Source organism: Streptomyces sp. NPDC091280 (genome assembly GCF_044768565.1).
Lineage (GTDB): Bacteria > Actinomycetota > Actinomycetes > Streptomycetales > Streptomycetaceae > Streptomyces.
This window is the reverse complement of the sequence record NZ_JBIVUZ010000005.1, coordinates 171111-197623: the sequence shown is the minus strand read 5'-3', so window position 1 is coordinate 197623 and position 26513 is coordinate 171111. Positions and strand designations below refer to the sequence as shown.

Sequence of the window (26513 nt, the reverse complement as noted above, 5' to 3'; positions counted from 1 at the left end):
CAATGGCCCAGATGAATCCAACCGGGTGAAGCCACGCAACCAATCCGGCCCACTCCTGTTGATGGGGGAGCAGGAATTGTGTCTCTGCCAGGAAAGGACCGCAGAAATGCTCAAGAAGGCAATGGCTGCGACGGCTGTCGCGGCTTCCGTCGTCGGCGTCTCGGCGACGGCCGCCCCGCAGGCGCTGGCCATCGGCAACGACAACGGCGTCACCACGGTCAACGGGAACGGTGCCGAGCAGGTCTATGGCAACGCCAAGACGGCCGGCAACATGAGCCCCCAGCTGACGCTCGCCCAGGGGTCGCTGAACAAGCTCTGCCTCGGCGTCCCGGTCAAGGCCAACGCGGCCTCGCTCGTGGGCGTTCTGGTGCCGGTCACCGTCCTCCAGGACGTGCCGATCCTCTCGGCCCCGCAGAACCAGCAGTGCACCGAGAACTCCACCCAGGCCAAGGGTGACGAGCCGCTGTCGCACATCGCGGACAACATCCCGGTGCTGTCGGGCAACGGCGCCATCGGCAGCTGAGTCCGTACCGCCGAGAGTGGCCCGGGCGGCCCGCCGGAATTTCCGCGCGGGTCGCCCGGTTCGCTTGAAAAAGCTGTTTTCCCTTGAAGAGAAGCGTTTCTTCGCTGATATGTCCGTGCAGTCGTGTCCACCGCGTCAATTCGGTGCGGACGATCGAGTGAATTGTCAGGTGACACGCGTTCTTCAGTTTCTTCCTGCGTCTGTCCCTCGTTTCACAGGGCGCAGGTCATGGTCGGCATGACCGCAGAGAAGGGAACGTCAATGAAGAAGAGCGCTGCTGTTGTCGCTGGTGCGATCATGGCCCTCGGTATGGCCGCCCCGGCCTTCGCCGACGCCGGTGCCGAGGGTGCCGCCGTCGGTTCGCCGGGTGTCCTCTCGGGCAACGTGGTCCAGGTTCCCGTGCACATCCCCGTCAACGTGTGCGGCAACTCGATCGACGTGATCGGCCTGCTGAACCCGGCGTTCGGCAACACCTGCGTCAACGACTGACGACGTAACACACCAGCCGCTCCGGCTGTGTCACGGCCGGCCTTGGACACTCTCCTGTTCCAAGGCCGGCTTTTTTTCCCACTTCTTCAAGCAGGAAGACAACGAGATTGCGACAGACCCTGGGTAAGGGAATGGTCGCGGCTGCCGCCGCGACAAGCATTCTGTCCCTGTGCGGCAGCCCCGCCTCAGCCGAGACGTACACGGCCGGCGCTGCCAAGGATTCGCCGGGCGTCCTGTCCGGCAACAGCCTCCAGGTCCCGGTCGACGCACCGGTCAACGCCTGCGGCAACTCCGTCGACGGGGTGTCCGGACTGAACCCCACCTTCGGCAACTCCTGCGCCGGCGGCAAGGACGCGCACCGGCACGGCGAGCACACCGGCCACCACCGCTGGACCGAACCGTCCTACGCCGACTCCGACGACGACTCGGGCTACGGCTACGGGGACGACTCGGGCTACGGCTACGGGGACGACTCGGGCTACGGCTACGGCGGTGACGCGGGCTACGGCCACGGCGGTCACTCCGGTCACGGGTACGGCGACGACACGGGTTACGGCTCGGGCGAGCACACCGGCTACGGCTCCGGAGACCACGGGGGCTACGGCAAGCCGGACTGCGAGGAGACACCGCCGCCTCCGCACGGCGGGCATCACCACACGCCCCCGCCGACGGGCGGCCACCACCACACGCCCCCGCCCACCGGTGGGCACCACCACACTCCGCCTCCCACGGGCGGACACCACCACACCCCGCCGCCGTCCGGCGGGCATCACACCCCTCCGCCCACGGGCGGGAACCACACCCCGCCCCCGTCCGGCGGGAACCACACCCCGCCCCCGAGCGGTGGGCACCACACGCCTCCGCCCGCCGGTGGCCATCACACCCCGCCTCCCTCGGGCGGGGAGCACCACACCCCGCCTCCCACGGGTGGGCAGCACCACACCCCGCCCCCCACGGGAGGGGAGCACCACACCCCGCCGCCTCCGCAGGGCGGGAACCACACGCCGCCGCCCGTTCTGGCGCACACCGGCAGTGAGGCCATGCTGGCCACCTCCGCCGTCAGTGCCGCGTTGATCGCGGGTGGCACGATCCTCTACCGGCGGGGCCGGGCCGCGTCCCGCAGGTAATGCGCACGGGGTGCCGGACGTCACCGCCCGGCACACCCGAACCGCGCCACGCGCTCAGCGTCGTACGAAGTCCCGTGCGCCCCGTCGAGCTGGCGCCGGGATCGTCCCGCCGCGCGGCTGCGAGCGCAGTCGGCGCCGGACTCCGCGGACCAGCGCGCCCGCCGTGAACGTGGCGCCGTGCACGAACCGCATCGACGGCCCGAAGCCCGAGGCGGTCAGCAGACCCGCCATGAACAGGCCGGGGTGCGAGGACTCGAAGTCCCGGCCGACCTCGGGGGAACCGTCGCCCACCATGGCCAGGGAACCCCGCAACTCGCTTGAGAGCAGCCCGAGTCGGCCGGTCGTCGCCCTGAACCCCGTTGCCGCGATGACGTGTTCGGTCTCCAGGCAGCGTGTCCCGCCCGCGCCGCCCACCGTCTCCAGGCGTACCCCGCCCGGCACCACGTCGGCCGCCGCGACCTCACGGCCGAGCAGGACCTCCACCGCCGGTTCGAACCGGTCGCGCACCCACCAAGCGCCCGCCGGGCCAAGAGCGTTGGCCGCGATCCGCGCCCGGGTGGACTCCGGGAGCCGGCGGAAGAGGTCGGGGCGCTCGGCGTAGAACCAGTTGCGCCAGCCGGGGCCCAGGCCGCTGTGCGGGGAGCGGGCCTGCTGCCACCACGGGCGCTCCCAGGCCGGCGGCACGTCGTTCCAGCACAGCTCGTCGGCCCGCGCCAACACCCGTACCCGTGTGCCCTGTTCGGCGAGGAGCGCGGCCGTCTCCAGTGCCGCCTGGCCGCCGCCGATCACCGTGACGTCCTTGCCGCGGAAGCCGTCCAGTGTGCTGTGGTGGCTGCTGTGCGAGACCAGGGAACGGCTCAACCCCCTTAGCGCGGACGGGATTTCGACGAACGGCATGACTCCGACCGCGAGCGCGACGGTCCGGGCGCGCAGCACCGTGCCGTCGTCCGTCACCGCCTCGAAGCCGCCGGGCACGGGGGCGATCCGCTCCACGGTCCGCTCGTCCACCTCGGGGACCGCGTTGCGGGCGAACCACAGGCCGTAGGAGGCGAACATCTCGACCGGGATCGGTTCGCCGTGCCGGGACTCGACGCCCTGGGTCGCGCAGTACGCGGCGAGCGGCCAACGGCCCTCCGGGTCGGAGAGGTTGGAGGCCCAGGGCTCCGACTTGAGGAACATGCCCCGGGGCATGTGGTCGCGCCAGGACGCCATGGGCCGGCCGAAGACGCGCAGGTTCAGCCCGGCGCTCGCGGCGTGGGACGCGATGGACAGGCCGTACGGGCCCGCGCCCACCACCAGCAGGTCGTACATCAGCAGCTGCTCGCTTTCTCGTCGTCGGACAACTCGGTCGACTTGGCCGGCCCGGCCGGCTCGGCGGGCTCGTTGCGTGTGCTCGCGCCCGCCTGCCGGACGACCCTGACCTCGGTCGGGCGCGCCGGGGCCGGGCTCCCGCCCAGTCGCCCGCGTACTTTGCGCAGTACGTGCAGGCCCCACAGTCCCCACATCGCCCGGCCGGGTCCGGGGTCGTCCGGCGCGTGCCAGGCCAGCTCGCGCCCGTGGAGCGTCGGCCGCAGCGCGGTGAGCGGCGCGTAGTTCTCCACGACGAAGGAGCGGCCCGGTCGCGGTGTCCCCTCCGGCAGCGGACGGTGGGTCAGGTCCAGGTGCAGGGCGCGGACGACGTCCAGGCCCGCGCTGTCGGTGAAGAGCCGGAACTGGGCGCCGGGCCGCGGGTTGAAGTCGAGCAGGTGGTAGTGGCCGGTCGTGCCGCAGCGGCGGAAGTCCAGGTCGAAGATGCCGCGGTAGCCGAGTTCGGCGGTGAGGCGTTCGGCGAGCGCCCGCACCTGCGGGTTGGGCGTCCAGCGGCCCACCGCCGTCAGACCGGCCCCGCGCGGCCAGGCGCGCTGCTTGCGGCCGGGGCCGCCGGCGCGCACGGTGCCGGCGCGGTCGGCGTAGCCGTGGAAGAACCAGTCGCGGTCGGGCCCGCACGGCAGGAACGCCTGCAACAGCAGTCGGCTGCCCGCCTCCTCGGCGCGCAGATACAGCTCGCGCGCCTCCTGTCCGCTGTGCACCACCACCGTGCTGCGCAGCCCGGTCCCGGTCGGCAGCAGCCACGGCCGGCTCCACTTCGCGACCACCGGCAGCCCCAGGTGCCAGGCGGCGCTCGCGGCCTGCGCCGCGCTGTCCGGGACCAGCGTCTGCGGGTGCGGGATGTCCGCGCTCGCGCACACGGCGGCCAGTTCGGCCTTGTCGGCGACCCGTTCGGCGAGCGCGCGGGGCTGCTGCGGCAGCAGATAGGAGGGCGCCAGCTCCTCGCGCAGCCGGCCGACGGCGACGGCGCTCGCGTCGTCCATCGCGATCAGCACGGCGGGACGCGCGATCCGGGCGGCCACCCGGCGCAGCGCGACGGCGATCTCGGCCGGGGAGGCGCCGGGCGCCGGCGGGGGGTGCATCTGGCAGACGAAGCGGGAGCTGCGTACGGGACTTCCGGCGGAGTCGGCGACCACGTGCACCTCCACTCCCGCCCGGCCGAGCGAGCGCACGGCCCCCAGCGTTCCGTGGTGAAAGGGATTCCGGTCGATCCGCAACAGAACTGCGGGGACACGGATGTCGAGCAGCGACACGGACTGTTTCCTTCGGTTCGGTTCACCCGTGCGGGCGATGGAGGAACTCGGAAGCGGTAATGGCGGTGGCGTAATTCATATTCATATGACTGAGTGTCAGTAGAAGGAAAAGGTGTCAGTAGCAGGAAAAGCGGAGTCGGAACGGAGTACGAGAGTGGAGAGAGGAGCAGGCATGGCCCCACAGCAACGACGGTCCCGGACCGCCCGGCTGGCCTTCGTCGCGGCCACGGTCGCCGCGTCGGCGGCTTTCGCGTCGGGTCCCGGGTTCGCGGCGGGAGCGGGGGTGGCGCGGGCCACCGATCCGCCTGCTCCCGTGACCGCCGCGCCCGCCGCAGCGCCTACCACCGCGGCCACCGCCGCACCCATCGCCGCGCCCATCGCCGCGGCCACCACCGCACCCACCACCGCACCCACCACCGCGCCGACCACGCCGGCCTTCGGGGCGTTCCTCGACTCCGGTGCCCGGGGCGTGGCCCGGATGGCCGCGCTGAGCAGCTGGCTGGGCGGCGCCGAACTGCGCGTCGGCCACACCTACCTGCCCGGCAACCAGTGGAGCGACATCGAGGGCGCCCCGGGCCTCCTCGACGTATGGGCGGACTGGCGGGCGGAGAAGTCCGACCGGATGCTCGTCCTCAACGTGCCGATGCAGGAGCACAACGAGGACGGTGTCTCCGACTGGCAGGTCCGCGGGCTGCTCCAGCTGGGCGCGGCCGGCCGCTTCGATCAGCACTTCAAGGCCCTGGCCGAACGGCTGGTCGACCTGAAGGTGCCGGACACGGTCATCGTGCTCGGCTGGGAGATGAACGGCACCACGTACACCTCTCGTTGCGGGCCGGACCCGGAGGCCTGGAAGAAGTACTGGAACAGGATCGTCACCACGATGCGCTCGGTGCCGGGCCAGAAATTCCGGTTCGACTTCACTCCGAGCCGCGGCCGGGACGCCGTTCCCTGGACGCAGTGCTATCCGGGGGACGACACGGTCGACATCGTCGGAATGGATTCGTACGACCAGCCGTCCGGGCTGACGTTCGACGAGCAGGTGAAAGAGCCCTACGGACTCCAGGAACACGTGGACTTCGCCAAATCCCACGGCAAGCCCATCTCCTATCCTGAATGGGGACTCTTCCGTAATGGCGACAACGCGGAGTACATGAAGCGCATGCTCGCCTGGATGGACGAGCACAAGCCGCTGTACAACACCGTGACCGACTACTGCCCGCACGGTGTGTGGCAGTGCTCCGAGAACCCGAAGTCGTCGAAGGTCTACCGCTCGGCCCTGTTCGGCCGCACGGAGGACCCGAGCACCCAGCCGACGACACCCACCACGCCCACTACGCCCACCACCCCCACCGCACCGACGACACCCGCGACGCCCACGACTCCGGTCACGCCGGAGCCGACCGTGCCGACCCCGCCGCCGACCCCGGCGCATCCGGCCAACTGCTCGCCCGTGGAACTGGGCGACTGGGTGGAGTACTGGCTCGGCGGGAAGCTGTGCGTGAAGTTCGACTGGTGGCAGCGCGACCGCTGAACCGGAGGTGGCGGCGGGCCGTTCACGGTCCGTCGCCACCGCGGTCCCTCCACTTCCGCAGCACCGCCTTGCCCCGCCGCCGCGCGGCGACGTCGCAGACGACCGCCGCCAGCAGCGGCGCCGTGCGCCGGCGGGCCAGCAACAGCCGCTGGTTGACGACCGGTTCGGGCCGCCAGTGGTGCTTGTACGGCTCGTTGCCGCGCAGGAGGCTGAGCGTGCCGGGCCCGTCGGTGCCGGTGTGCTCGGCGCACGCGTCGAGCAGCATGACCGCGACGTCCGCCTTCCGCTCCCGCAGCCGCGGATGCGCGCCGTAGAGATAGCCGCCCGCGAGCCGTCGTGACAGCAGCGTGAGGTCCACGGCGACCACGTCCTCGTCGAGCCGGAACTCGGTGACGACCGCGTCGCCGGAGCGGACCATCGGCCCGACCGAGCGGACCAGGTGTTCGCAGAACCGGGTCTGCAGGTGCTCGGACGTCACCTTCCGTCCCTGCCACTGGAGTTGATGCAGCTCCAGCAGCCGCCGCAGCGCTCCGTCCACCTCGTCGGGCCGTACGACCGCGCGCTCGACGCCGAGCGCGGTGAGCTTGCGGAGCTTGGCGCGGACGCGCTGGGCCTTGGCGGAGGGGAGCCTGGCGACCAGTTCGTCCATCGGTACGGCGGGCAGTTCCAGGCACAGCGAGTCGTGCACGCGGCGGCGCGGGCCGCGCCAGCGGTCGTAGACGCGCTCGACCGCGCCGCCGGGCCGTACCTCGCGGAAGTCGATCAGCGCGGTGCGGGCGGCGGACGCGAGGCCGTCGGTGAGCGCGGCGACCGCCGGGTCGCCGTGCTCGTCGTCCAGCAGGATGTCGCCGTAGTCGGAGATCGCCCCGCCGAGCGGGACCAGCGAGGGGACCGGGCTGCGGACGAGCATCAGGGGCGCGGCGGCGACGAGTTCGCGGCCCTCGCGGACAACGAGCACGCGCAGTCGGCCCGTTCGGCCGTACGACAGCCACCAGGAGTGCAGCCAGGCGTGCGACTGGAACGGGGTGGCCGCGCCGCACTTCCGGTACAACCGGCCCCAGCCCGGGGCCAGTTCGGCGAAGGCGCGGGCGTCGGTGACGAGTTCGGTCGAGTACACCGGTGTCACAGGACGTCGGCCGCGGTGGCCGGGCCGGGCACGGAGGCAGGGCGGCCGGTCTCGTCGGTGCCCCGGCGCGGCCGGACCAGGAGCAGCAGCCCGCCGAGCAGACCGCCCGCGCTCGCGCCGACCAGACCGGTCACCGCCGCCGGGGCCGAGGAGGGCCCGGCCGGCTTGATGGCGCGGGCGAAGGTCTGGAGTTCGACGTGGGTGGAGTCCTTGGAGTCGTTCGCGTGCACGGTCAGCGAGCGGGACACCGCGTTGGCCATGTCGGCGGCGAGGTCCGCGCGCGAGGAGACGGCCGTGACCGCGACCATCGGCGCGTCCGGCGAGGTCGCCGTCTGCACGCTCGACTGGAGCGTCTTCACCGGGACACCGGCCCACACCTGCGCGTCGCCGAGCACCGCGAGCTGGGTGGCGACCCGGCCGTAGGCCTGCGCGAAGCCGAGCGCGGTCGAGGAGTCGGCCTTGTCGGTCGGTACGGCGATGACATAGCTGGTGGCCGTGTACGTCGGCGGCTTGGCGAGGCCGTAGCCGGCGCCGAGGAGGCCGCCGGTCACGACGCCGGCCGCGAGGAGGGACCAGGCCGGGAGGGTCTTCGCGCGGGCGAGCGGGCGGTGCTGTCGGATCTCGGTCATGAGGAACTGGCTCCCTGGGGTGCGGGGGACGGCGACGAGGTGGAGACCGCCGCGTACACGTCCATGAGTTGGGCGGCGCTGCGGGTGATGCAGTAGTGGTGGGCGGCGTCCGGCGCGGTGCGCGGGCGCGGGCCCCGGGCGCGGGCCGCCGCCAGCGCGCGGGCGAAGACCTCGGGCCCGCCCCGGACCCGGAGCGCGTCGGCCGCGGACCGCGGCGGGAGGTCCTCGACGGCCGGGCAGGAGGCGTAGAGCACGGGCAGCCCGGCCGCCAGCCCTTCTACGACGGCCAGGCCGAAGGCCTCCTCGGGGGACGGCGAGGCCAGCAGGTCCATCGCCGAGGTGAGGGAGGGCAGCTCGGGGCCCGGGGTGCCGTCCGGGACGTAGGGGCGTTCGCCGGTGAACAGCACCCGGTCGGCCACGTCGCAGTCGTGGGCGGTGCGGCGCAGGAGGTTCTCCTCGGGGCCGCCGCCGACCAGCAACAGCCAGTAGTCGGAGGGGAGTCGGGTCAGGGCGCGGATCAGGACGTCGAAGCGTTTGCCGGCCGCGAGGCGGCCGATGCCGCCGACGACGTACGCGTTCTCGGGCAGGCCCAGGCGCTGGCGGGTGCGCAGCCGCTGGACCGGGTCGAAGCGGAAGCGGGGCAGGTCGATGCCGTTGGGGACGACCTCGATGCGCGGGCCCGGCACGCCCCAGTTCCTGAGGCGTTCGGCGACCGTGGGGGAGACGGCGACGGTGGAGCGGCCCAGGCGTTCGCTGGCCAGATACAGGGCGCGGACACCGGAGGTGAGGCTTCGGCCCTCCATCTGCGAGTCGCCCAGGGAGTGTTCGGTGGCGACGACCGCCCGTACGCCCGCGATCCGGGCGGCGAGCCGGCCGTAGACGCAGGCGCGGTAGAGGTGGGTGTGGACCAGGTCGTAGCCGCCGTCGCGGATGATCCTGGCCAGGCGGGGGAGGGCGGCGAGGTCGCGGTTGCCGGTCATGCCGAGGTGGTGGACGCGCACCCCGTCGGCACTCAGGCCCTCGGCGACCGGGCCCGGGTTGGTGAGTGTCACGACATCGCAGTCGACCGGCAAGTGCCTCAGCAGCAGCCGGAGTTGCTGCTCGGCTCCGCCGACGCCGAGCCCGGTGATGATGTGCAGGGCCTTCATGCGGGACCCTCCACCGGGCGGCGGCGCAGGCCGTGCAGCCGGTACTTGAGGAAGAGGCGGAGGGCGGTGTCGTTCTGGCCGATGTGCACGCGGGGGAAGGCGTGCGGGCCGCTGAGGTCGCCGGGGTCGATGGCGCAGGCGTAGGCGTAGCCGGCTTCCTGCACGGCGGCCACGGCGCGGGGGTCGATCGTGCCGTAGGGGTAGCAGAAGCCGTCGACGGTCGTGCCGCTCAACTCGGCCAGTACGGAACGGCTTTCGGCGACCTCGGCCTTCAGTGTGGCGTCGTCGGCCCGGGTGAGGTCGACGTGGGTCAGGCTGTGCGAGCCGATCTCCACGCCCTCGGCGGCGGCCCGGCGGATGCCGTCCGCGGTCAGGAGCGGTTTGCGCGGGCCCAGCGGGTCCCAGGCGTTGTCGCCGCCGAGCCGGCCCGGCAGTACGAAGAGGGTGGCGCCGCAGTCCCAACGGGCCAGCACGGGAAGGGCGTTGTCGACGAAGTCGGCGTAGCCGTCGTCGAAGGTCAGACCGACCAGACCGGCGTCCTCGCCGCGGGCGCGGGCGGCGAGCAGTTCGGCCATGGACACGCCCCGCAGCCCGCGCCGGCTCAGCCAGCGCAGCTGCCGGTCCAGACGGTCGGGCGTGACCGTGATGCGGTAGGGATCGTCGGAGCAGTCGCCCACGGAGTGGTACATCGCCACCCACGGGACCGGGCCCGTGACGCGACTGCCGGTGGTCGGGGAATCAGCGGGAGCGGCCATACGGGAGCCTTCGTGTGACGGAGCGGACGGATGCCAGTGCGGGGGCGAAGCCCTGGGCGCCCAGGGCCCAGCCGAGCAGGACGAAGACGACGGTGACGACGGTGCAGCCGACGGCGAGACCGAGCAGCGGCGAGGGGACCGCGTGGGCGGCGAACGCCCCGGCGACCGTCGCGACCGCCGCGGCGCGGACCGGCCGGGTCAGCTCGACCAGCACCTGCCGGGTGCGGATCGGGACACTGCGCGGGCCGCTGCCGCACAGCAGGAGCACGGCGGCGGTGGTGATGCCGGTGGCGTTGGCGACCGCGATGCCGATGACGCCCCAGGGGCCGACCGTCCAGGCGCCGATCCAGGAGGTCACGACGATGCCGGCGGCCATCGCGCCGACCGGGTACCAGGTGGGGCGGCCCGCCGAGAAGTAGGAGCGGACCAGGACGCCGACCAGGGTCTGGCCGAGCAGTCCGAGCGCGTACACCCGCATCACACCGGCCGTGGCCGCGGTGTCGTGGGCGGTGAACGCGCCGCGCTGGAAGAGGAGTTGGATGATCTGCGGGGCGCACGCGATCACCGTGGCGGCGCCGAGCAGCACCAGGCAGGCGGCGAGCGCGAGGTCCCGCTCCACCCGGTTGCGGGCCTTCTCCGTGTCGCCCTCGGCGAGCGCCCGCGCGACCACCGGGAAGGTGACCGTGCACAGCATGAGCGACAGCACCATCGGCATCTGGGCGACCTTCTGCGCGTAGTTCAGATGCGAGATGGCGCCGGCCGGGAGGTGGGAGGCGAGGAAGCGCTCGATGAGGACCTGGGACTGGCGGCACAGCGCGAAGAGCAGCACGGTGGCCATCAGGGCGAAGTTCATCGGGCGGGGGGCTTCGGCGGTCCCCGGGTCCGGGGCCGTCGGCTTGTGGCTCCGCAACTGGCGTACCAGTGCGGGCAGTTGGGTCAGCACCATGAGGAAGCCGCCGGCCGCCACCCCGAGCGCGGCCGAGCGTACGCCCCAGTGGCGGCCGAAGGCGTACATCCCGGCGATGATGCCGATGTTGTACGCCACGTAGATCGCGGCCGGGGCCACGAAACGGCGGTGGGCGCGCAGCGCCGCGCTGCAATAGCCCGCCAGGCCGAAGCTCAGGACGCAGGTCGCGGTGATACGGGTGCAGCTGACCGCGAGCGCGGGGTGAGGGAGGCCGGGGGCCAGGGCCTCGACGAGGTAGGGGGCCGCCGCGACGAGCAGCGCCGACACGGCGATGAACGCCAGCGCGAGGCGGGGCAGGGTGGCCTTCACCAGGGCGCGGACCGGGTCGCCGGGGGCGCCCTGCGCGCTGCGGGCCAGCGCCATGCTGAACGCCGGGATCAGCGCGAAGGCGAGACCGTCCTCGATGAGCAGGGTGGCGGCGAACTCGGGGACGGTCCAGGCCACGAGGAAGGCGTCGGTCTCGCTGCCCGCGCCGAACAGGCGGGCCAGGGACTGGTCTCTGGCGAGACCGAGGAGGGAGCCGGTGACGGAGAGCGCGGCCGTGATCAGGGCGGCTTTCGCCAGGAAAGTGCGGGACTCGGGAGCGGGGGCTTCCGGTGAGGGGGTCGGGGACGGGACCAGGGGGGACGCGGCGCCCGTCCGGGGGGCGCGCCGTGCGGTCTGCTCGCGTCCCGTGCCGGAGCCGCCGATCGACAGGGCCCCGCGCCCCTTCGGGGTGCTGCCGGTGACCGTCATCGGATCGCGGCCTCCGCCTCGGGCACGCACGCCGGAGGCGGCGCGGGCAGCCGCTCCCGCGCGTTCGCTCCCACCAGCGACCACCACGCCGCCACCCCGAACACCACCGCCGTCAGCACGGTCGACGGGCCGCCGATGTCTGCGTACATGAAGTCGATCAGCTGCCAGATCAGCAGGCCGGAGGAGACCAACGCGCAGTCCAGGCCCGGGACTTCGGCGCGATGGGCGCGCAGCAGGCCGCGCAGCGCGCAGACCAGGAGGGCCAGCCAGCCGCCCGCCAGGGTGAGCAGACCGATCAGGCCCTGCTCGCTGAGGACCAGGAGGTACATGTTGTGCGGGGAGAGCAGCGGCTGCTTGAGGAAGCCGGCGCCCGCGCCGTCCGTGTCGCTGCCCGAGGACAGGGCCAACGAGGCGTTGCCGTCCCGGTGTTCGGGGAAGCCCTTCAACCCGACGCCGGTCAGCGGGTGTTCGCGCCACATCGCGGTCGCCGCCGCCCACATGGTGTACCGGTCGGTCACCGACTGGTCGGGGGCGTCGGTGACTTGGGTGATGCTGCTGATCCGCTCCTGGAGCATCGCCGTACCGACACCGAAGCCGCCGACCAGGACCACACCCGCCGCCGTCAGGGCCGCGGCCACCTTCAGCGCCCGCCGCAGTCCGGCCAGCGCCAGTTGCAGCGCGCAGGTCGCGGCGGTCGCGATCCACGCGCCCCGGCTGAAGGACAGGGCCAGCGGCAGCAGCAGGACGAACGCGCAGCCCGTGGCGACCGCCCGCTGCCGTACGTCGTTCCGGCCCAGGGCCAGGGCCACCGCGCAGATCAGGCCGAAGGCCACGACCGTCGCCATGCCCATCACGTCGGTCGGTCCGAAGGTGCCCACCGCGCGGATGTCCTCGCCCTGGTAGGAGGCCCCGGTCGCGGTGACGTACTGCTTGACGCCGATCGCCCCCTGCCACAGGGCGAGGGCGACGAACGACCAGGCCAGCAGGCGGAAGTCGCGGCGGTCCCGGACCAGCAGCACGACCGCCGCCGGGACCAGGACGAAGATCTGGAGATAGCGGCCCAGCCCGCTCAGCCCGGCCCCCGGCGAGGCCGCGCCCATCGCCGCGACGGACAGGCCGAGGACCGGAAGTCCCATGACCACCACGGCCGTCGGGGTCAGCGGGCGGCTGCGCTCGCGCAGCAGCCGGATCCCGCAGTACAGGACCACCAGCCCGGAGACCGCGTCGGCCGGGCCCGCGCCGCTCGCGTCCGGGGCGAGCGGCAGGCCGAGCAGGGCGATCACGGCGACGACCGGCAGGACCGGGGCGAAGGTGCGCAGGCGGTGGTTCACGGCTCAGCTCCCCGTCGGACGTACGAGCGCGGTCGCGGTGCGGGCGAGGATGCAGATGTCCTGCCACAGCGACCAGTTGTCGATGTACGCGTTGTCGAACCGGCAGCGGTCCTCGATCGAGGTGTCGCCGCGCAGCCCGTGGATCTGGGCGAGGCCGGTGATCCCGGTCTGCATCCGGTGGCGGGCCGCGTAGCCGGGGTAGGTCTGGCTGAACTGCGCGACGAAGTAAGGGCGTTCGGGGCGCGGGCCGACCAGGCTCATGTCGCCGCGGAAGACGTTCCACAGCTGGAGCAGTTCGTCCAGCGAGGTCTGGCGCAGGAAGCGGCAGAAGCGGCTCATCTGGTGCTCGCCCGCGACGCTCCAGCGGGTCGCCGCCTCGTGCTCGTCGACCGGGCGGTGGGTGCGGAACTTCAGCAGCGTGAAGGGGCGTCCGTCCTTGCCGATGCGCTCCTGGCGGAAGACGACCCCGCGTCCGTCGGTGAGCCGCAGCACGGTCGCGCAGACCAGCAGCAGCGGGCTGACCAGGAGCAGCAGCAGCCCCGACACCAGGACGTCCAGCGTCCGCTTGCCGAGGCTGCCGCGCCTGCGGGACCCCAACTCCAGCCGCCGGCAGGCGAATCCGGCGAGCTGGTCGCGCATCTCGTACGAGGGGGAGTCGGCGTCGACCTCCCAGACCGCGCAGCCGGACTCCGCCAACGCCCGCAGCAGCGGCCCGCGTTCGGAGCGTACGGAGGGGTGCACGGTGAGGACGGCCCGGACGCCGTTCTGGATGAGGGCGCGTTCGACCTCCTCGCCGGTGGTCAGTACGGGCAGGCCCTCGGTGCCGTCGGGGCGGTCGGCGACGATGCCGATCGGCTCGACCCCGCAGCCCGGGTGCCGCAGTACCGCCGCCGCGACGCGTTGCGCGGTCGTCGCCGGGCCGATCACCAGGGCGGTGCGCGGGTGCTTCAGCAGGGCCCGGCGGCGGTGCCGGTGGACCGCGCCGCGGGCCACGCAGCCCGCCGCCGTCTGGAGCGCGAAGCCCAGCAGCAGGGTGCGGGCGGACAGGGCGCGGTCGGGGTCGTAGGCCGCCGTGAGGGTGCCGAGGGCGAGCCAGGCGACGGCGATCCGGCCGCAGACGGCGGGCAGTTCGTCCAGGACGCGCGGTACGGCCCGGAGCACGTGCGGGCGCAGCAGTATCGAACCGGCGATCAGCAGCGCCACCAGCAGCGGCCGGCCGCCGGTCAGCGCGAGCGCGCCGAGCAGGGCGGCGGCGAGGTCCGCGCCGAGCAGCGGCAGCGGTGAGGCCGGGCGCGCGGGCGGGCGGCGGACCGGGAACCGGAAACCGCCGTCGGCGCGCCGGGGGATGACCGAGACGTTCGAGGATCCGTGGTCCCGTGGCTGTCCGCCGGGGGAGGGGACGGTGCTTTCCGCAGTCACGAGTGGATGGACTCCCTGCACTCGGTGGGCACGACGGGTTTGCCGCCGAGCAGGTCGCGATAGACCCCCGCGACCGCTTCGGCGGTGTGCCGCACGTCGTGCGTGGACTGGACGTACCGGCGTCCCTGGTGGCCGAGGGACTCGCGCAGCAGCGGGTCGAGCAGCAGCTCGGCCACCGCACCGGACAGCACCGCCGGGTTGTCGGCCGGGACCAGACAGCGTGGGGCGAGACCGGGCGGCAGGCTCTCGCGGGCGCCCGCGACATCGGTGACGACGACGGGCCGGCCGCAGGCCATCGCCTCCAGCGGGGCCAGCGCCATGCCCTCCCAGCGCGAGGGCAGCACCACCAGGTCGGCGGCCTGGTACCAGGGCACGGCATCGGGCACGGCACCCGCGAACAGCACCGATTCCGGGGCGAGTCGGCGCAGCGCGTCCCGGTCGGGCCCGTCGCCGACGAGCACCAGGCGCGCCCTCGGGACCCGCCGCAGCACCGCGTCCCACGCCGTCAGCAGGACGTCCTGGCCCTTCTGCCGGCACAGCCGCCCCACGCACACCACCAGCGGCGCGGCCGGGTCGACCCCGGCGAGCCGCTCGATCCCGGCCCGTACGGTGTCGACGGGGGCCGGGTGGAAACGCTCGCTGTCGATCCCGTTCGGGATCACGCTCCAGCGGCCCCGGATCCCGGCCCGCAGCCCGGTGGCGCGCTCCGCCTCGCTCACGCACACCGTCCGGGTGGACCACCGGGCCCCCCACCGCTCCCAGCCGAGGGCGAGCGCGGCGGTGACCCCGCCGACCGCCTCGAACGACCAGGCGTGCGGCTGGAACACGGTCGGGATCCGCCCCCGCACGGCGAGCCGCCCGGCGAGCCCGGCCTTCGCGCTGTGCGCGTGCACCAGATCGGGCCGCGCCTGCGCGACCACCCGGGCCAGCCGCCGTACCTCCGCGACGAGCGAGGGCCCCGGCGACCGGGTCGCCTCCCACCGGTGCACGTCGGCGCCGAGCGCCCGGACCGCGTCCGCGAGGCAGCCGCCGTCGGGGCAGGCGACCGTGACATGCAGGCCGGCCGCGAGCTGGGCCCGCGTCAGATCCGTGACGACCCGGGCGACCCCGGCGTCCACGGGCTGGGCGAGGTGCAGGACCCGTGGCCGAGGGTCGGTGGCTGACTCGTGGTGCATTGCGCGGTTTCCTCGCTCACGGGTGGCGCTCGGGACTGCGGGCGGGAACGCGCATCACTGCTGGGCGTCGACGGCGACGAAGAGCGCCCCGAACCACGCCGCGTCCCGCTGGCAAACGAGCCGGAAGGCCAGCTGGTCACCGCCCGGCCGCAGCGCCTTGCCGAGATCGAACACATCGGAGTCGTAGCCGAGCGTGTTCGCATACGCGGGCGCACGCTCCGAAGGAGCCGCCCCCGGCTCGCTGATCGTGGAATTCAGTACGTCGTCCCGGGGATCGGCGCCGTCACCGAGCGGGATGGCGTTCGTACGACCGGTCGAGAGCGTGAGCGAATCCCCGGTCGTGCCACGATCCCCGTCGTACGCCACCACGCCCGCGCGTCCCCCGGCGTGCGCGGGCGTGCGCAGCCCGCGCAGCCGGATCTCCACGCCGGTACGGGAGTTCAGCGCGTCGAAGCCGTCCCACAGCTCCAGCCGGCGCAGTGGCTCCTGCGGCTTCTCGTAGGCGACGACGAGCGTCCAGCCGCCCCACGCGCCGGCCGCCGACCTGCCCATCGCCGTGTTGACCTGGGCCACGGTGTAGAGGCCCGGACCGCTCTCCCGGACCAGCTTCGTGACGTCCGCCGAGGCCTGGAACGCGTCCGCGCCGGCCGCCACCCGGTGTCCTACGACCGTGTCCGCGAGCACTTCCTTGTAGGCGCCGCCGGGCTCCGCGATCAGCACCCGGCCGTTGTCCTTGGCCGGCTTCTGCTCGCCCACCTTGAGGTTGCCGCCCCAGTACAGGCGCGCGTACGTGGCCCGGGCGCCCGCGGGCAGCCGTACCTCCGCGCGGGAGGAGTTGTAGGTGTTCGGGTCGTCGTCGACGTCGACGTAGAACATGTCGAAGTCGCTGTTGACCGCCGGGTGTCCCCCGCGTGCGGCCGGGCAGCCGGGCGCGTCCGTGCGGCAGCTGACGGAGGTGTTGGCCGCGCGGACGAAGCCGCCGTGCTGGAGGGCCTGGTAGCGCTTGGCCGGGGGGATGCGCACCGCCTCGGCGGCGGGCGGGGCGGTACTGCCGGCGGCGGCCGGGGCCCCGACGGCGGCGAGGGCGAGGGCGACCGTCGACGCCCGGCGCAGCAGCGGACCCTGGGAATTGCGCATGACCGGCGATGCCCTTTCGGGAAGTACGGCCCCTATATGCGATTTGCTGGCTATAGGGGTACTTCGGGAGGTGCGCAACTCTAGTAGCTATCCGGATTAATCCGTCGAAACGTGACAAGTGTGTCGGAATGGTGAAGTTCGGCCCTGTGGGACATCACCCCATTGGCGGCACAACCCCCGTGGGCGCCGCGCGTTGACACAGCGCCGGGCATCCCCGCCCGGGTGTTTGTTTCAACCCCAAGGAGCACCTCTCCATGTCGCGTATCGCGAAGGGCCTGGTCCTGACCTCCGTTGCCGCCGCCGCCATGGCGGGCACCGCCGGCATCGCCGCCGCCGACAGCGACGCGCACGGCGCCGCCGCCCACTCCCCGGGCGTGCTGTCGGGCAACGTCGTCCAGGTTCCGGTTCACGTCCCGGTCAACGTCTGCGGCAACACCGTCAACGTCATCGGTCTGCTGAACCCCGCGTTCGGCAACACCTGCGTCAACGGCTGACGTCCGCGCGCATCCCTTCGGCCGGCCGTCTCCCCGTGGTCCTTCCACGGGGAGGCGGCCGGTTGGCGTGTGGGCGGCGCCGAGGGCCGTTGCCCCGAATGGGCGGCAGCGGCACCGGCCCGGCCGTCCGGTCTTGACATGGCCCTCACCAGGCACGACGTCGTCCGTACGGCTGACGGACGGTCACCTGGTGCGATCGACCGGTTGCAGATGGTGGTGAGCGCTTTCACGGTGGGCTCAAGATCTCAAAGCACCACCGAAAGGAACACCCCATGCGTGGTCTGCCCGCACGGCGCATCGCGTCCTCCGTACTCTGCGCCACCGTCCTGATCGGGATCGCCGGCCCCGCCGCCGTCGCCGCCGACAACGACTCGGCGCGGAAGCACGTCCACGCCGCGCCGAGCGTGCCGGTCCCCGGAGCCGACGGACTGCTCGCCCAGGTCAAGGGCCTCGGCAACGTCGGCAGCGTGCTCACCCCGGTCACCGACCTGCTGAACCAGGTGCTCAAGGCCGACAACGGCCAACTCTCCGCCGACCAGGCGCAGAAGCTCGCCGACACCGTCAACGAGGCCGTCGCCAAGATCACCGCGGCGGCTCCGGCGGTCCCGGCCGTACCCGCCGCGGTCCCGGCCGTTCCGGCGGCGCCCGCCGTCCCGGCGACCCCGGCCCTGCCGGCGACCCCGGCCGTCCCGGCGACGCCCGCGCTGCCCGCCACCTCCGCGCTGCCCGCCACGCCCGCCCTGCCCGCGCTGCCGAAGAGCGGCGACGACTCCAAGGGCCACGGCGGCCACTCCAAGCGCGCGAAGGCGCCCGCCGACCTCGCCGGAGACGCCCTCGCCTCGCTGCAGAAAGCGGTCACCACCCTGCTCGCCGCCGTCACCTCCGGCGATGTCGGCGGGGTCGTCCCGGCGGTCACCGGTGTGGTGACGGGCCTCGTCAACGTGGTCGCGGCCACGCTCCTCGGCGGCGGGCTGCCCGCACCCAGCCTGGCCGGTCTGCCGTCCCTGCCCGCGCTGCCGTCCACCCCGTCCCTGCCGTCCCTGCCGTCCACGCCCTCGCTCCCGGCGACCCCGGCCCTGCCGGCGGTGCCCGCCGTTCCGGGAGTGTGACGCGAACAATCGTGGAAAAGCCGTTGGGCCGGTCCCTTTCCGGGGCCGGCCCAACGGCCTTTTCCGCACGTCCCTTTCATATGAGGATGGGAAACGCCGATGAGACACACTCCGCATTCGGGTGGGGGCGCAGAAAGTTTCTGCGCACGGGTTTCCGGCCCGGCCGGAACTCGTTACACACGGCGACAGAATTCCCTCTGGTGACATCAGTTGCCGAAGAAAGGAACACGATGAAGTCCCTGAAGGCTGCCGCTGTCGTTGCCGGGTCCGTCGCCCTCGCCGGTGCCGCCGCGCCCGCGTTCGCCTACAGCCCCGCCGACGTGACGCCCACCAGCCTCACCGGCGCCGTCAACACCCTCACCAGTGGTCGGATCCAGCCCGTCGACGTGATGCCGCTCCAGCACCAGTCGGACGCGCTCGACACCGAGAACAAGCAGTCCCCGCTCAGCACCGTCAAGGGTGCGGCCGGCGCGCTGAACCAGCACAACCCGCTGCTCGGCGGTCTGCCGTTGCAGGGCTGAGTCCCGCCGGTGGCGTTCGAGGGGCGTCGCGAGGCGTCCCTCGTTCGTGTGGCGGGGCCGCCGCGCCATCGGCCGGACGGGTGAGAACGCGTCCGGTGGCCTTCCGGCCCGTCGATAAGGTCGCGCGGTGACCTCAACCTCAAGCGAAACGCGCCCCTTCCGCGTCGCCGACCTCGGCACCCTCGTCGTCCTGGCGTGGAGCGGCGAGGCCCCCGACGGGGACATGCCCTACCTCCTCGCCTACACCCTGGGCGACGCCGCGGACGGCCCCGAGGCGGCCAGCGCCGCGGTGGAACGACTGCTGGCCGACAACGGACTCCCGGTCGGCGGCGACGTCGTCGACGGAGCCTCCCGGCCCAGCCTGCCGATCACCATGCTCGTCGAGTCCGGGCAGGCCGTCCTCAACATGCCCCAGCTCAACGCCCAGTGCGTGCCGCCGCCCGAGTGGCTCGCGGCCGTCGACGAACGCGGCTTCGCGTACCTGGTGTTCACCACCCGCCCCTGGCCCGAGGCCGAGCCGGGCAAGGCCGTCACCCCCGAGGCGCTGGCCGAGTTCGCGGGCGCCGAGGAGACCCTCACCGCCGCCGCGCACATCGTCCTGCCCGCCCGCAGCCTGCGCGGCTGACGCCCCGACAGCGGGCGGGAGCGCCGGTTCCGGCCGGCCTGCCGGACACCGCTTCCGGCCCGCTGATGGGAATTCGGGACAACGGGAAAAGCTGACTACTGCGGCACTCGGGCGAATCTTGAACTGGTCCACTTCCCGGGATCGTTACCCGGTCAGCACACCGAGCCTCCGCATTCCGAAAGGGACCGTACTCACCATGAAGTCGACCACCCGAGGAACCATCGCCGCCGTCATCACGGCCGTGGCGGCAGCGACCGGCGCCGCCGCCGCGACCCCCGCCGCCGCGCTCGGCGCGGTCCCGGTGCCCGTGCCGCTGGGGGGCGCGGAGAGCGCCCTCGGCATGGAACTGCCCAAGCTGGGCGGGGAGATCCCGGTGCCCATGCCGGGCACCCCCGAGGGCCCGCGGTACGTCGAGGGCCGGCTCATCCCGGAGCGGGCGCTGCCCCAACTCCCGGTCCACGGCGGCCTGCCCGGCCTCGACCTGCGCGCCCCGCTGCCGCACGTCCTCGGCGACGGCTTCGACCACATCGGCGTCAGCACCCCCGCCTCCGACCTGCGCACGCTGGCCCCGGGCCTGGCCCTGGACGCCCCGCTGACCCCGCCCAACCCCGACAACTTCGGCCTCCCGGACCTCAAGGCGCCCCAGGCGGGCGTCCTGGCCCCGGTCCTCCAGACCGTCCCGGGCGCGGACCTGGTCACGGGCGCGGGCCTGTAGGTCGCCAGGCAGTGGACAAGGGCCCGGGTGGTGCGACCCGGGCCCTTCCGCATGCCGTGGGCGCGTTCGGACGGTGACCGGGCGGGGGCTCGGACGGTTAGCCCCTCGAACGATCCGTACGGACGAGGGAGTTGAGCCATGAGCGTGAGCGTCGGCCAGGCAACCGTGGGGCGGGAGCCGGTCAGACCGGGAGCGGCGCGCGGGACGCGGCGGGAGGCGCTGCGCGGGGCGTTCGGCGCGGTGCTCGCCGTGGCCCTCGTGCCCGTGGTCGCGGCCTCCCGGCCCACCCGCCCCGGCGCGGACCCCGGGGACACCGCCTTCGACGAGACCTACCGGGGCCGCCGTATCCACGGTGTGCTGAACGGCGGTTGGCAGGTGACGGTCGACGGCCGCCCGCTGCATCTGATGCGCCGGGCCGACGGCACCTGGCTGAGCATGGTCGACCACTACCGCTCGTATCCCACCGCGCTGGAGGCGACCCGCGCGGCCGTCGACGAACTCAGCCCCGGCCGCGAACTCCGGGCCGCGGACGGGCCGATGCACATGGGGGGAGACCATGGCGTACACGCGTAAGGACGTCAGCACACTCACCGCCGCCGAGAAGCGGCGGTTCGTGGCGGCGCTCCTGGAGATCAAACGCCGGGGCGAGTACGACGAGTTCGTGCGCACGCACATCGAGTACTTCGTGCCCGACGGGGAGTACGGGCTGCGCTCCGCGCACATGGCGCCCTCCTTCCTGCCCTGGCACCGGCAGTTCGTGCTGGAGCTGGAGCGGGCGCTGCGCAAGGTCGACTCCTCGGTGACCGTGCCGTACTGGGACTGGACGCGGGACCGCTCCGCGACCGCCCTGCCCTGGACGAAGGACCTGCTCGGCGGCACCGGCCGGCGCTCCGACCACCAGGTGACGACCGGGCCGTTCGCCTACGCGGCGGGCAACTGGCGGATCACCGAGAACATCACCGACGAGCCGTACCTCACCCGGGACCTGGGCCGGGCGGGCGCCCCGATCGCGCTGCCCACGAAGAGCGACCTGGACGGGGCGCTCGCCGACCCCGTCTACGACACCTCGCCCTGGGACTCGACCTCCCGCACCGGGTTCCGCAACCGCCTCGAAGGCTGGGGCACCGGGTCCGGCAGCGCGTCCTGGCGCAACCACAACCGGGTCCACAAGTGGGTCGGGGGCGTGATGCTCGGCGGCGCCTCCGTCAACGACCCGGTCTTCTGGCTGCACCACGCCTTCATCGACCTCCAGTGGACGCGCTGGCAGAACCGGCACCGCGGCGCCCGCTACCTCCCGGCACAGCCGCCGGGACCGGGCGACGACCAGGAAGGGCGGATCGTGGCACGGCGGCAGCGGATGCCACCGTGGGACGTGACACCGGAACAGCTGGAGGACGTCAGCGGCATCTACCGCTACGGCTGACCGGCCCCGGACACGGGGAGAGCCCCGGCGCTGGAGGGCGCCGGGGCTCTTCGCGTACGTCCGTCCGCGGGTGCGGTCGAATCAGTGGCCGTAGCCGCTGTCGCCGTAGCCGCCCGGGCCGGGGTGGCCGCCCTTGCCGTGGTGGCCGCTCACGTTGGCGCAGGTGTTGCCGAAGGCCGGGTTCAGCAGGCCGATCACGCTGACGGTGTTGCCGCAGACGTTGACCGGGATGTGGACCGGCACCTGCACGACGTTGCCCGACAGGACGCCGGGCGAACCGACGGCCGCACCCTGCGCGCCCGCGTCCGCCATGGCCAGGCCGGCGCCACCGAGCGCCACGGCGCCCGTGCCGAGGGCGACCACGGCCGCCTTCGCGATGCGAGACATCACGTTCTCCTTTGGTTCGGTGAGTGCGGCGGCAGGACTCGCCGTCGCACTTCGGGTTCAACGCGGCGGCCCATTCCTGGTAACGGCGACAGCGCCGGGATCACCTTTTTGAACATGACTTCGAGCGCCGGGAGAGGGTGTTCGACACCCGGAAATCCGATGCCCCGGCGGGCCGTGTCCACTAGCCTCCCGGCATGGCAACCGACCCAATGTTCCGTCTGTTCGCCGAGCAGAACCGCGTGCGCGCCTTCGCGGCGGTGGCCCTGGGCGCGGAGACCTCCGAGCAGGTCGCCGAGGCGGCCGGCCTCACCCCGAAGGGCACCGCCCTGGCCCTGCTCAAGCTGCGCGAGCAGGGCGTGGTGAAGACCATGGACGACGGCGGACTCCGCGTCGACTACGACCTGTTCAGGAACCTCGCGCGCGAGGGCGAGGAGCCCGCGGACCCGGGCCCGGCCACCGGCGACGAGCACACCGACATGATCCTGCGGACCTTCGTCCGGGGCGGCCGGCTGATCCGGCTGCCCGCCCAGTGGACCCGCAAGCAGGTGGTGCTCCAGCACATCGCCGAGCAGACCTTCACCCCGGGCGTCGAGTACCCCGAGCGGATCGTCAACGAGAAGCTGCGCGCCTGGTGCGACGAGGGCGAGGTCGACCATGTGACGCTCCGCCGCTACCTGGTGGACCTGTGCCACCTGCGGCGGGGCGACGGCATCTACCGGCGCGTCGCGGCGTGAAGCCCGGGCGCCGAGGAGCCCGGGCTTGAGGACCGCGAGGAACGCTACTTCCTGGCTTGCGAGTTGGCCGTACGGGTCGGCTTGCCCAGGGCCCAGAAGAGGACGCCGAGGAGCACGAACGCGGCGAGCGGCACGGCCTCGGTGAGGAGGTACTTCCAGCGTTCGGCGTGGGTCCAGCCGTCCGGGAGGTAGGCGGCGCCGAACCAGTGGTCACCGGCTCCCGGGGCGATCAGCTGCACGCTCGCGAACACGATGAGCACGGTCAGGACCACGCTGATCGTGCGCGGGAAGGGCGCCCTGTAGGGGCGGGGGACGTCCGGGGCCTTGCGGCGCAGTACCGCGAGGGCCGGGAAGATGCCGACGTAGCTGATGAGCGTGGTGGAGATGGCGAGGCCGAGGACCGCGCCGAAGAGCTTGGCCGCGCTGCCGTTGGTGAGCTGGTGGGCGAGGACCAGGACGAGGGTGGAGACCAGTCCGCTGAGGATGTTGACCCGGACCGGTGTGCCGAACCGGCTGGAGATCACGCCGAGGAAGCGGGGCGCGGCGCCGTCGTAGCCGGAGACGGCGAGGGCGCGGTCGGAGCCCATGACCCAGGTGACGCCCGAGGACAGCACGGTGAGGATGAACAGGACCGCCGCGATGTCCCCGAGCACCGTGCCGGCGCCGCTGCTGGTGACGGTGCCGTCGGCGGCCACGTCACCGCCGTAGACGGTGAAGACCTGCCGGATCGCGTCGAGGAAGCCGCCGAGGCCGGTGATGGCCTTGACCGGGAGGACGAGCAGGATGCCGAGGATGGGCAGCGCGTAGAGGAGGACGGACAGGGCGGCGCTGCGGAAGATCGCGAACGGTACGTCCTTCTGCGCGTCGGTCATCTCGTCGCCGGCCGTGTTGGGCAGTTCGAAGCCGACGTAGTTGAACATCAGGACGGGCACCAGACCGACGAAGCCCGCGTACGTCGGTGAGAAGTCGCCGGGGCCGAAGCCGTGCAGGCCGTGCTTGATGCCGTAGATGACGACCGTGAGCGTGAAGAAGCCGAGCAGGACGAAGCGGCTCCAGGCGCCGATGGTGGGGATCCACTTGCCGATGTCGAAGGAGAGGATCGCGGCGAGGACGCCCACCCAGATGAAGACGAGGGCGAAGGCGTAGAAGGCCGGGGTGCTCAGGTCCTTGCCGTCGTTGAAGAAGGTCGTGAAGGCGGTGACGGCGGACACGGCGAGGGTGCCGCCGAGCCAGACCGGGTTGGTGATCCAGTACAGGAAGTTGTTGACGGCGCCCGCGAGGCGGCCGAAGGCGCGGCTGGTCCAGATGTAGGGGCCGCCCTCGTCGGGGAACGCGGCGCCGAGCTCGGCGATCAGCAGCGCGGACGGGACGAAGAAGACCACGGCCAGCACGATGAGCCAGGTGAACGCCTCGGCGCCGGAGGAGGCGACCGTGCCGATCGTGTCGACGCCGACGATGGTGCAGAGAAGGAAGAAGAGGATGTCGAACCGGCCGAAGTGCTTGCGCAGCTTCTGCCGCTCCGTCTGTGCTGCGGCCGGCGTACCGGCCGGCTCGAAGGCTGTCTGACCTGCGGCCACCGGAGGCTCCTGCGGGGACGAGGGGCGGGATTCGGCCAATAATCGGCGCCTCGGAGGAACCCCACAAGCGTTCGGGGGCAAGTCTTGACCATTACGTATCCATCCGGACGTAACGGAAACAGACGGGAAACACGCGGCCCGGGTCCCGGTCCGGAACGGAGTGCGTCGGAACCCTCGGAAAACCACGGAAAGGCATGAGGCTCAATGGCGCCCCCGGCAGGACTCGAACCTGCGGCCAAGTGCTTAGAAGGCACCTGCTCTATCCACTGAGCTACGGGGGCCGGGTGTGGTGGCCTCGGTCGTGGTGTGCCCGGGTGTGGGCCGGTCCGTGACGTTGCCGGGGACAAGGATAGGGCTCCCGGGTCCTTGTCCCTGTTGCTTCCCCTCCGTGGCTCGATGTGGAGGTTCGGTGAAGCGGTCCTGATAATCGCAGGCAGGTACGAATCGTGCATCGCTTTTGGTGCCCGGCGCCACGGGTGTTGTGCACTCGTTATGCCTGGACTGTGCCCTTGCCCCAGTCATCCCTTCCGTCCGTTGTGTTCTGTCGGCGCGCAGGCATGCTCATATGCTTCAGAATTCCCCCAAAATTGGGCATTCTTCACATGTGGTGACCTTGGACGTACGGCCTCAGCTGCTCGACGCACTCTCCGCCCTGCGCGACCGTGTCGCCGCCGCACGCTTCCCGCTGCCCCTGGCCGGGGCTCCACGCGCGCGTGCCAACCGCGACGAACTGCTCGCCCAGCTCGACGACTATCTGGTGCCCCGCCTGAAAGAGCCCGAAGCGCCCCTGCTGGCCGTGGTCGGCGGCTCCACCGGCGCGGGCAAGTCGACGCTCGTCAACTCCCTTGTCGGGCGCCGGGTCAGCGAGGCCGGCGTACTGCGGCCGACGACCCGCACACCGGTGCTGGTCTGCCACCCGGAGGACCATCACTGGTTCAGCGGGATGCGCGTGCTGCCCGACCTCACCCGCGTGTGGGTGCCCCATCAGGACCCGGGGGACAACATGCTCCTCCCCGGGGAGGACGGTACGCGCGTCCTGCGGGTCGAGACCGCCGACAGCCTCCCGCGCGGAATCGCCCTCCTGGACGCGCCCGACATCGACTCCCTGGTCGCCGACAACCGGGTACTGGCCGCCGAACTGATCTGCGCGGCCGACATCTGGGTGATGGTCACCACGGCCGCCCGCTACGCCGACGCCGTGCCCTGGCATCTGCTGCGCACCGCCAAGGAGCACAACGCGACCCTGGTGACCGTCCTCGACCGGGTGCCCCACCAGGTGGTGTCCGAGGTGTCGCGCCAGTACGGCGCCCTCCTCACCAAGGCCGGACTCGGCGACGTACCCCGCTTCACGGTGCCCGAACTCCCCGAGTCCGCCTGGGGCGGTGGACTGCTCCCGGCCAGCGCCGTGGCGACCCTGCGGAGCTGGCTCGTGCAGCAGGCCCAGGACCCCGCGGCCCGGCACCGCTCCATGGCGCGCACCGCCTACGGCGTCCTCGACTCGCTCAAGTCGCGGATGCCCGAGCTGGCCGGTGCCGCCGCCGCCCAGTACGCCGCCGCCCTGCGGCTCACGGCCGCCGTCGACGGGGCCTACGACAGCGAGCACGCGCGCGTGCGGGGCCGCTTGCAGAGCGGGACCGTGCTCGCCGGGGACGCGTTGAAGCGCTGGCGTGCCTTCCCGCTCGACTGTTCGGCCGGTGAACTGCTCGACGCCCTCGCCGAAAGCCTCGCCGCGCTCCTCCTGTGCGCCGTCACCGCCGCCGACGAACGCGTCGACGACGCCTGGCGCCGCGAACCGGCCGCGGGCGCACCCGGCCTGACCGACCGTGACCCCTCCCTGGAGAGCGCCGAGCACCGCATCGGGATGGCCGTACGGCGCTGGCGGCGCGAGCTGGAGGAGTACGCCGAGGAGGAGGTCGCCGACCTCGACCGGAGTGTCGCGCCCGACCCCGAGGTGGTCGCCGCCCTCGTCGCCACCGCGCTGCTGGGCGGTCGCAGGGCGCGCTCCGCGGGCGAGGGGCTCGCCGAGCGGATCGGTGCCCACGGGGCGCTGCGGCTGCGCGACCGGGCCGGACGGCTGCTCAACGACCACCTGGACCGGGTCGTGCACACCGAGCGCGAACGCAGGCTCGCCCCGCTCGACGCCCTCGACGTGCACCCCGAACCCCAGGCCGAACTCATCGCCGCGTTGTCCGTACTGCAGAAGGAGAGGTGACCG

The 26513-nt window shown here is 72.7% G+C and carries 26 protein-coding genes and 1 tRNA gene; 13 read left to right on the top strand and 14 right to left on the bottom strand.

Annotation, left to right across the window (positions count from 1 at the left end; translation table 11 throughout):
• Nucleotides 1-106: 106 nt before the first annotated feature.
• The 3 genes from ACIQPR_RS16935 (at nt 107) to ACIQPR_RS16925 (ending at nt 2139) form a co-directional block, all read left to right on the top strand.
• Complete coding sequence (locus ACIQPR_RS16935) at nt 107-523, top strand: rodlin (protein ID WP_403648380.1); 417 nt, start codon at nt 107-109, stop codon at nt 521-523.
• Between the two features lie 261 nt (nt 524-784).
• Nucleotides 785-1012, top strand: a complete 228-nt coding sequence (chpD, locus tag ACIQPR_RS16930) for a chaplin ChpD (protein WP_033284615.1) — start codon at nt 785-787, stop codon at nt 1010-1012.
• Nucleotides 1013-1143: 131 nt separating this feature from the next.
• Entirely contained in the window at nt 1144-2139 is a 996-nt protein-coding gene (locus ACIQPR_RS16925) for a chaplin family protein (protein WP_403649325.1), read from the top strand.
• A 54-nt stretch (nt 2140-2193) separates the two neighbouring features.
• Here the strand turns inward: ACIQPR_RS16925 and ACIQPR_RS16920 are convergent, their stop codons facing one another.
• Both ACIQPR_RS16920 and ACIQPR_RS16915 read right to left on the bottom strand, forming a co-directional pair.
• Nucleotides 2194-3450, bottom strand: coding sequence for an NAD(P)-binding domain-containing protein (locus ACIQPR_RS16920; RefSeq protein WP_403648376.1), 1257 nt, complete (start codon nt 3448-3450; stop codon nt 2194-2196).
• Nucleotides 3450-4760 carry an ATP-grasp domain-containing protein gene (locus ACIQPR_RS16915; protein ID WP_403648373.1) on the bottom strand — a complete coding sequence of 437 codons (1311 nt, stop codon included), beginning with the start codon at nt 4758-4760 and terminating at the stop codon, nt 3450-3452. The genes ACIQPR_RS16920 and ACIQPR_RS16915 overlap by 1 nt, the downstream gene beginning before the upstream one ends.
• Nucleotides 4761-4932: 172 nt before the next feature.
• Between ACIQPR_RS16915 and ACIQPR_RS16910 the strand changes: the two genes are divergently transcribed.
• Nucleotides 4933-6291, top strand: a complete 1359-nt coding sequence (locus ACIQPR_RS16910) for a glycoside hydrolase family 26 protein (protein ID WP_403648371.1) — start codon at nt 4933-4935, stop codon at nt 6289-6291.
• A gap of 22 nt (nt 6292-6313) precedes the next feature.
• On the opposite strand, the gene ACIQPR_RS16905 is transcribed toward ACIQPR_RS16910, so the two are convergent.
• Genes ACIQPR_RS16905 through ACIQPR_RS16865 form a run of 9 tightly spaced genes read right to left on the bottom strand, consistent with a single transcriptional unit; the run spans nt 6314 to nt 16713 of the window.
• Complete coding sequence (locus tag ACIQPR_RS16905) at nt 6314-7408, bottom strand: GNAT family N-acetyltransferase (protein WP_403648368.1); 1095 nt, start codon at nt 7406-7408, stop codon at nt 6314-6316.
• A gap of 5 nt (nt 7409-7413) precedes the next feature.
• Nucleotides 7414-8046: a lipopolysaccharide biosynthesis protein gene (locus ACIQPR_RS16900; protein WP_403648365.1), complete on the bottom strand. Its 633-nt coding sequence runs from the start codon at nt 8044-8046 to the stop codon at nt 7414-7416.
• Nucleotides 8043-9194: a glycosyltransferase gene (locus tag ACIQPR_RS16895; RefSeq protein WP_403648362.1), complete on the bottom strand. Its 1152-nt coding sequence runs from the start codon at nt 9192-9194 to the stop codon at nt 8043-8045. The genes ACIQPR_RS16900 and ACIQPR_RS16895 overlap by 4 nt, the downstream gene beginning before the upstream one ends.
• Nucleotides 9191-9949 (bottom strand): polysaccharide deacetylase family protein, encoded by a 759-nt coding sequence (locus tag ACIQPR_RS16890; protein WP_403648359.1) that lies wholly within the window; start codon nt 9947-9949, stop codon nt 9191-9193. The genes ACIQPR_RS16895 and ACIQPR_RS16890 overlap by 4 nt, the downstream gene beginning before the upstream one ends.
• Complete coding sequence (gene murJ, locus ACIQPR_RS16885) at nt 9933-11651, bottom strand: murein biosynthesis integral membrane protein MurJ (RefSeq protein ID WP_403648356.1); 1719 nt, start codon at nt 11649-11651, stop codon at nt 9933-9935. Before murJ ends, ACIQPR_RS16890 begins: the two co-directional genes overlap by 17 nt.
• On the bottom strand, nt 11648-12982 hold the full coding sequence (locus ACIQPR_RS16880; protein ID WP_403648353.1) for an O-antigen ligase family protein: 1335 nt from the start codon (nt 12980-12982) through the stop codon (nt 11648-11650). The genes murJ and ACIQPR_RS16880 overlap by 4 nt, the downstream gene beginning before the upstream one ends.
• Before the next feature lie 3 nt (nt 12983-12985).
• Entirely contained in the window at nt 12986-14401 is a 1416-nt protein-coding gene (locus tag ACIQPR_RS16875) for an exopolysaccharide biosynthesis polyprenyl glycosylphosphotransferase (RefSeq protein WP_403648350.1), read from the bottom strand.
• Nucleotides 14398-15576 (bottom strand): glycosyltransferase, encoded by a 1179-nt coding sequence (locus ACIQPR_RS16870; RefSeq protein WP_403648347.1) that lies wholly within the window; start codon nt 15574-15576, stop codon nt 14398-14400. The genes ACIQPR_RS16875 and ACIQPR_RS16870 overlap by 4 nt, the downstream gene beginning before the upstream one ends.
• Before the next feature lie 54 nt (nt 15577-15630).
• Nucleotides 15631-16713 (bottom strand): DUF3344 domain-containing protein, encoded by a 1083-nt coding sequence (locus ACIQPR_RS16865; protein ID WP_403648345.1) that lies wholly within the window; start codon nt 16711-16713, stop codon nt 15631-15633.
• 254 nt (nt 16714-16967) lie between these two features.
• Between ACIQPR_RS16865 and chpG the strand changes: the two genes are divergently transcribed.
• The 7 genes from chpG to ACIQPR_RS16830 all read left to right on the top strand — a co-directional run bounded on the left by chpG (nt 16968) and on the right by ACIQPR_RS16830 (nt 21600).
• Nucleotides 16968-17207 carry a chaplin ChpG gene (gene chpG, locus ACIQPR_RS16860; RefSeq protein WP_403648342.1) on the top strand — a complete coding sequence of 80 codons (240 nt, stop codon included), beginning with the start codon at nt 16968-16970 and terminating at the stop codon, nt 17205-17207.
• A gap of 272 nt (nt 17208-17479) precedes the next feature.
• Complete coding sequence (locus tag ACIQPR_RS16855) at nt 17480-18316, top strand: hypothetical protein (protein WP_403648340.1); 837 nt, start codon at nt 17480-17482, stop codon at nt 18314-18316.
• Between the two features lie 230 nt (nt 18317-18546).
• Nucleotides 18547-18837, top strand: coding sequence for a hypothetical protein (locus ACIQPR_RS16850; protein ID WP_019065677.1), 291 nt, complete (start codon nt 18547-18549; stop codon nt 18835-18837).
• A gap of 127 nt (nt 18838-18964) precedes the next feature.
• The gene (locus tag ACIQPR_RS16845) at nt 18965-19462 is read left to right on the top strand and encodes a DUF5949 family protein (protein WP_403648337.1); all 498 of its coding nucleotides are present in this window, start codon (nt 18965-18967) and stop codon (nt 19460-19462) included.
• Nucleotides 19463-19658: 196 nt separating this feature from the next.
• Nucleotides 19659-20177, top strand: coding sequence for a hypothetical protein (locus ACIQPR_RS16840; RefSeq protein ID WP_403648334.1), 519 nt, complete (start codon nt 19659-19661; stop codon nt 20175-20177).
• A gap of 138 nt (nt 20178-20315) precedes the next feature.
• On the top strand, nt 20316-20750 hold the full coding sequence (locus tag ACIQPR_RS16835; protein ID WP_403648331.1) for a tyrosinase family oxidase copper chaperone: 435 nt from the start codon (nt 20316-20318) through the stop codon (nt 20748-20750).
• Entirely contained in the window at nt 20734-21600 is an 867-nt protein-coding gene (locus tag ACIQPR_RS16830) for a tyrosinase family protein (protein WP_403648328.1), read from the top strand. Before ACIQPR_RS16835 ends, ACIQPR_RS16830 begins: the two co-directional genes overlap by 17 nt.
• An 81-nt stretch (nt 21601-21681) precedes the next feature.
• On the opposite strand, the gene ACIQPR_RS16825 is transcribed toward ACIQPR_RS16830, so the two are convergent.
• Nucleotides 21682-21987: a chaplin gene (locus tag ACIQPR_RS16825; RefSeq protein ID WP_403648325.1), complete on the bottom strand. Its 306-nt coding sequence runs from the start codon at nt 21985-21987 to the stop codon at nt 21682-21684.
• A 194-nt stretch (nt 21988-22181) separates the two neighbouring features.
• Here ACIQPR_RS16825 and ACIQPR_RS16820 point away from each other — a divergent pair, with 194 nt between their 5' ends.
• Entirely contained in the window at nt 22182-22721 is a 540-nt protein-coding gene (locus tag ACIQPR_RS16820; RefSeq protein ID WP_403648323.1) for a DUF2087 domain-containing protein, read from the top strand.
• Between the two features lie 44 nt (nt 22722-22765).
• Here ACIQPR_RS16820 and ACIQPR_RS16815 read toward each other — a convergent pair whose 3' ends face one another.
• Together ACIQPR_RS16815 and ACIQPR_RS16810 are read right to left on the bottom strand one after the other, a co-directional pair.
• Nucleotides 22766-24298: an APC family permease gene (locus ACIQPR_RS16815; protein ID WP_403648320.1), complete on the bottom strand. Its 1533-nt coding sequence runs from the start codon at nt 24296-24298 to the stop codon at nt 22766-22768.
• 205 nt (nt 24299-24503) lie between these two features.
• A tRNA-Arg gene (locus ACIQPR_RS16810) sits at nt 24504-24579 on the bottom strand.
• Nucleotides 24580-24902: 323 nt separating this feature from the next.
• Here ACIQPR_RS16810 and ACIQPR_RS16805 point away from each other — a divergent pair.
• Nucleotides 24903-26510, top strand: coding sequence for a dynamin family protein (locus ACIQPR_RS16805; RefSeq protein WP_403648317.1), 1608 nt, complete (start codon nt 24903-24905; stop codon nt 26508-26510).
• Nucleotides 26511-26513 lie beyond the last annotated feature (3 nt).

Excerpts from the sequence above, each read along its gene's own strand:
- ACIQPR_RS16935 (WP_403648380.1), top strand. The coding sequence starts at position 107 with ATGCTCAAGAAGGCAATGGCTGCGACGGCTGTCGCGGCTTCCGTCGTC.
- chpD (WP_033284615.1), top strand. The coding sequence starts at position 785 with ATGAAGAAGAGCGCTGCTGTTGTCGCTGGTGCGATCATGGCCCTCGGT.
- ACIQPR_RS16925 (WP_403649325.1), top strand. The coding sequence starts at position 1,144 with ATGGTCGCGGCTGCCGCCGCGACAAGCATTCTGTCCCTGTGCGGCAGC.
- ACIQPR_RS16920 (WP_403648376.1), bottom strand. The coding sequence starts at position 3,450 with ATGTACGACCTGCTGGTGGTGGGCGCGGGCCCGTACGGCCTGTCCATC.
- ACIQPR_RS16910 (WP_403648371.1), top strand. The coding sequence starts at position 4,933 with ATGGCCCCACAGCAACGACGGTCCCGGACCGCCCGGCTGGCCTTCGTC.
- ACIQPR_RS16900 (WP_403648365.1), bottom strand. The coding sequence starts at position 8,046 with ATGACCGAGATCCGACAGCACCGCCCGCTCGCCCGCGCGAAGACCCTC.
- ACIQPR_RS16895 (WP_403648362.1), bottom strand. The coding sequence starts at position 9,194 with ATGAAGGCCCTGCACATCATCACCGGGCTCGGCGTCGGCGGAGCCGAG.
- ACIQPR_RS16890 (WP_403648359.1), bottom strand. The coding sequence starts at position 9,949 with ATGGCCGCTCCCGCTGATTCCCCGACCACCGGCAGTCGCGTCACGGGC.
- murJ (WP_403648356.1), bottom strand. The coding sequence starts at position 11,651 with ATGACGGTCACCGGCAGCACCCCGAAGGGGCGCGGGGCCCTGTCGATC.
- ACIQPR_RS16870 (WP_403648347.1), bottom strand. The coding sequence starts at position 15,576 with ATGCACCACGAGTCAGCCACCGACCCTCGGCCACGGGTCCTGCACCTC.
- ACIQPR_RS16865 (WP_403648345.1), bottom strand. The coding sequence starts at position 16,713 with ATGCGCAATTCCCAGGGTCCGCTGCTGCGCCGGGCGTCGACGGTCGCC.
- chpG (WP_403648342.1), top strand. The coding sequence starts at position 16,968 with ATGTCGCGTATCGCGAAGGGCCTGGTCCTGACCTCCGTTGCCGCCGCC.
- ACIQPR_RS16855 (WP_403648340.1), top strand. The coding sequence starts at position 17,480 with ATGCGTGGTCTGCCCGCACGGCGCATCGCGTCCTCCGTACTCTGCGCC.
- ACIQPR_RS16850 (WP_019065677.1), top strand. The coding sequence starts at position 18,547 with ATGAAGTCCCTGAAGGCTGCCGCTGTCGTTGCCGGGTCCGTCGCCCTC.
- ACIQPR_RS16840 (WP_403648334.1), top strand. The coding sequence starts at position 19,659 with ATGAAGTCGACCACCCGAGGAACCATCGCCGCCGTCATCACGGCCGTG.
- ACIQPR_RS16835 (WP_403648331.1), top strand. The coding sequence starts at position 20,316 with ATGAGCGTGAGCGTCGGCCAGGCAACCGTGGGGCGGGAGCCGGTCAGA.
- ACIQPR_RS16830 (WP_403648328.1), top strand. The coding sequence starts at position 20,734 with ATGGCGTACACGCGTAAGGACGTCAGCACACTCACCGCCGCCGAGAAG.
- ACIQPR_RS16825 (WP_403648325.1), bottom strand. The coding sequence starts at position 21,987 with ATGTCTCGCATCGCGAAGGCGGCCGTGGTCGCCCTCGGCACGGGCGCC.
- ACIQPR_RS16820 (WP_403648323.1), top strand. The coding sequence starts at position 22,182 with ATGGCAACCGACCCAATGTTCCGTCTGTTCGCCGAGCAGAACCGCGTG.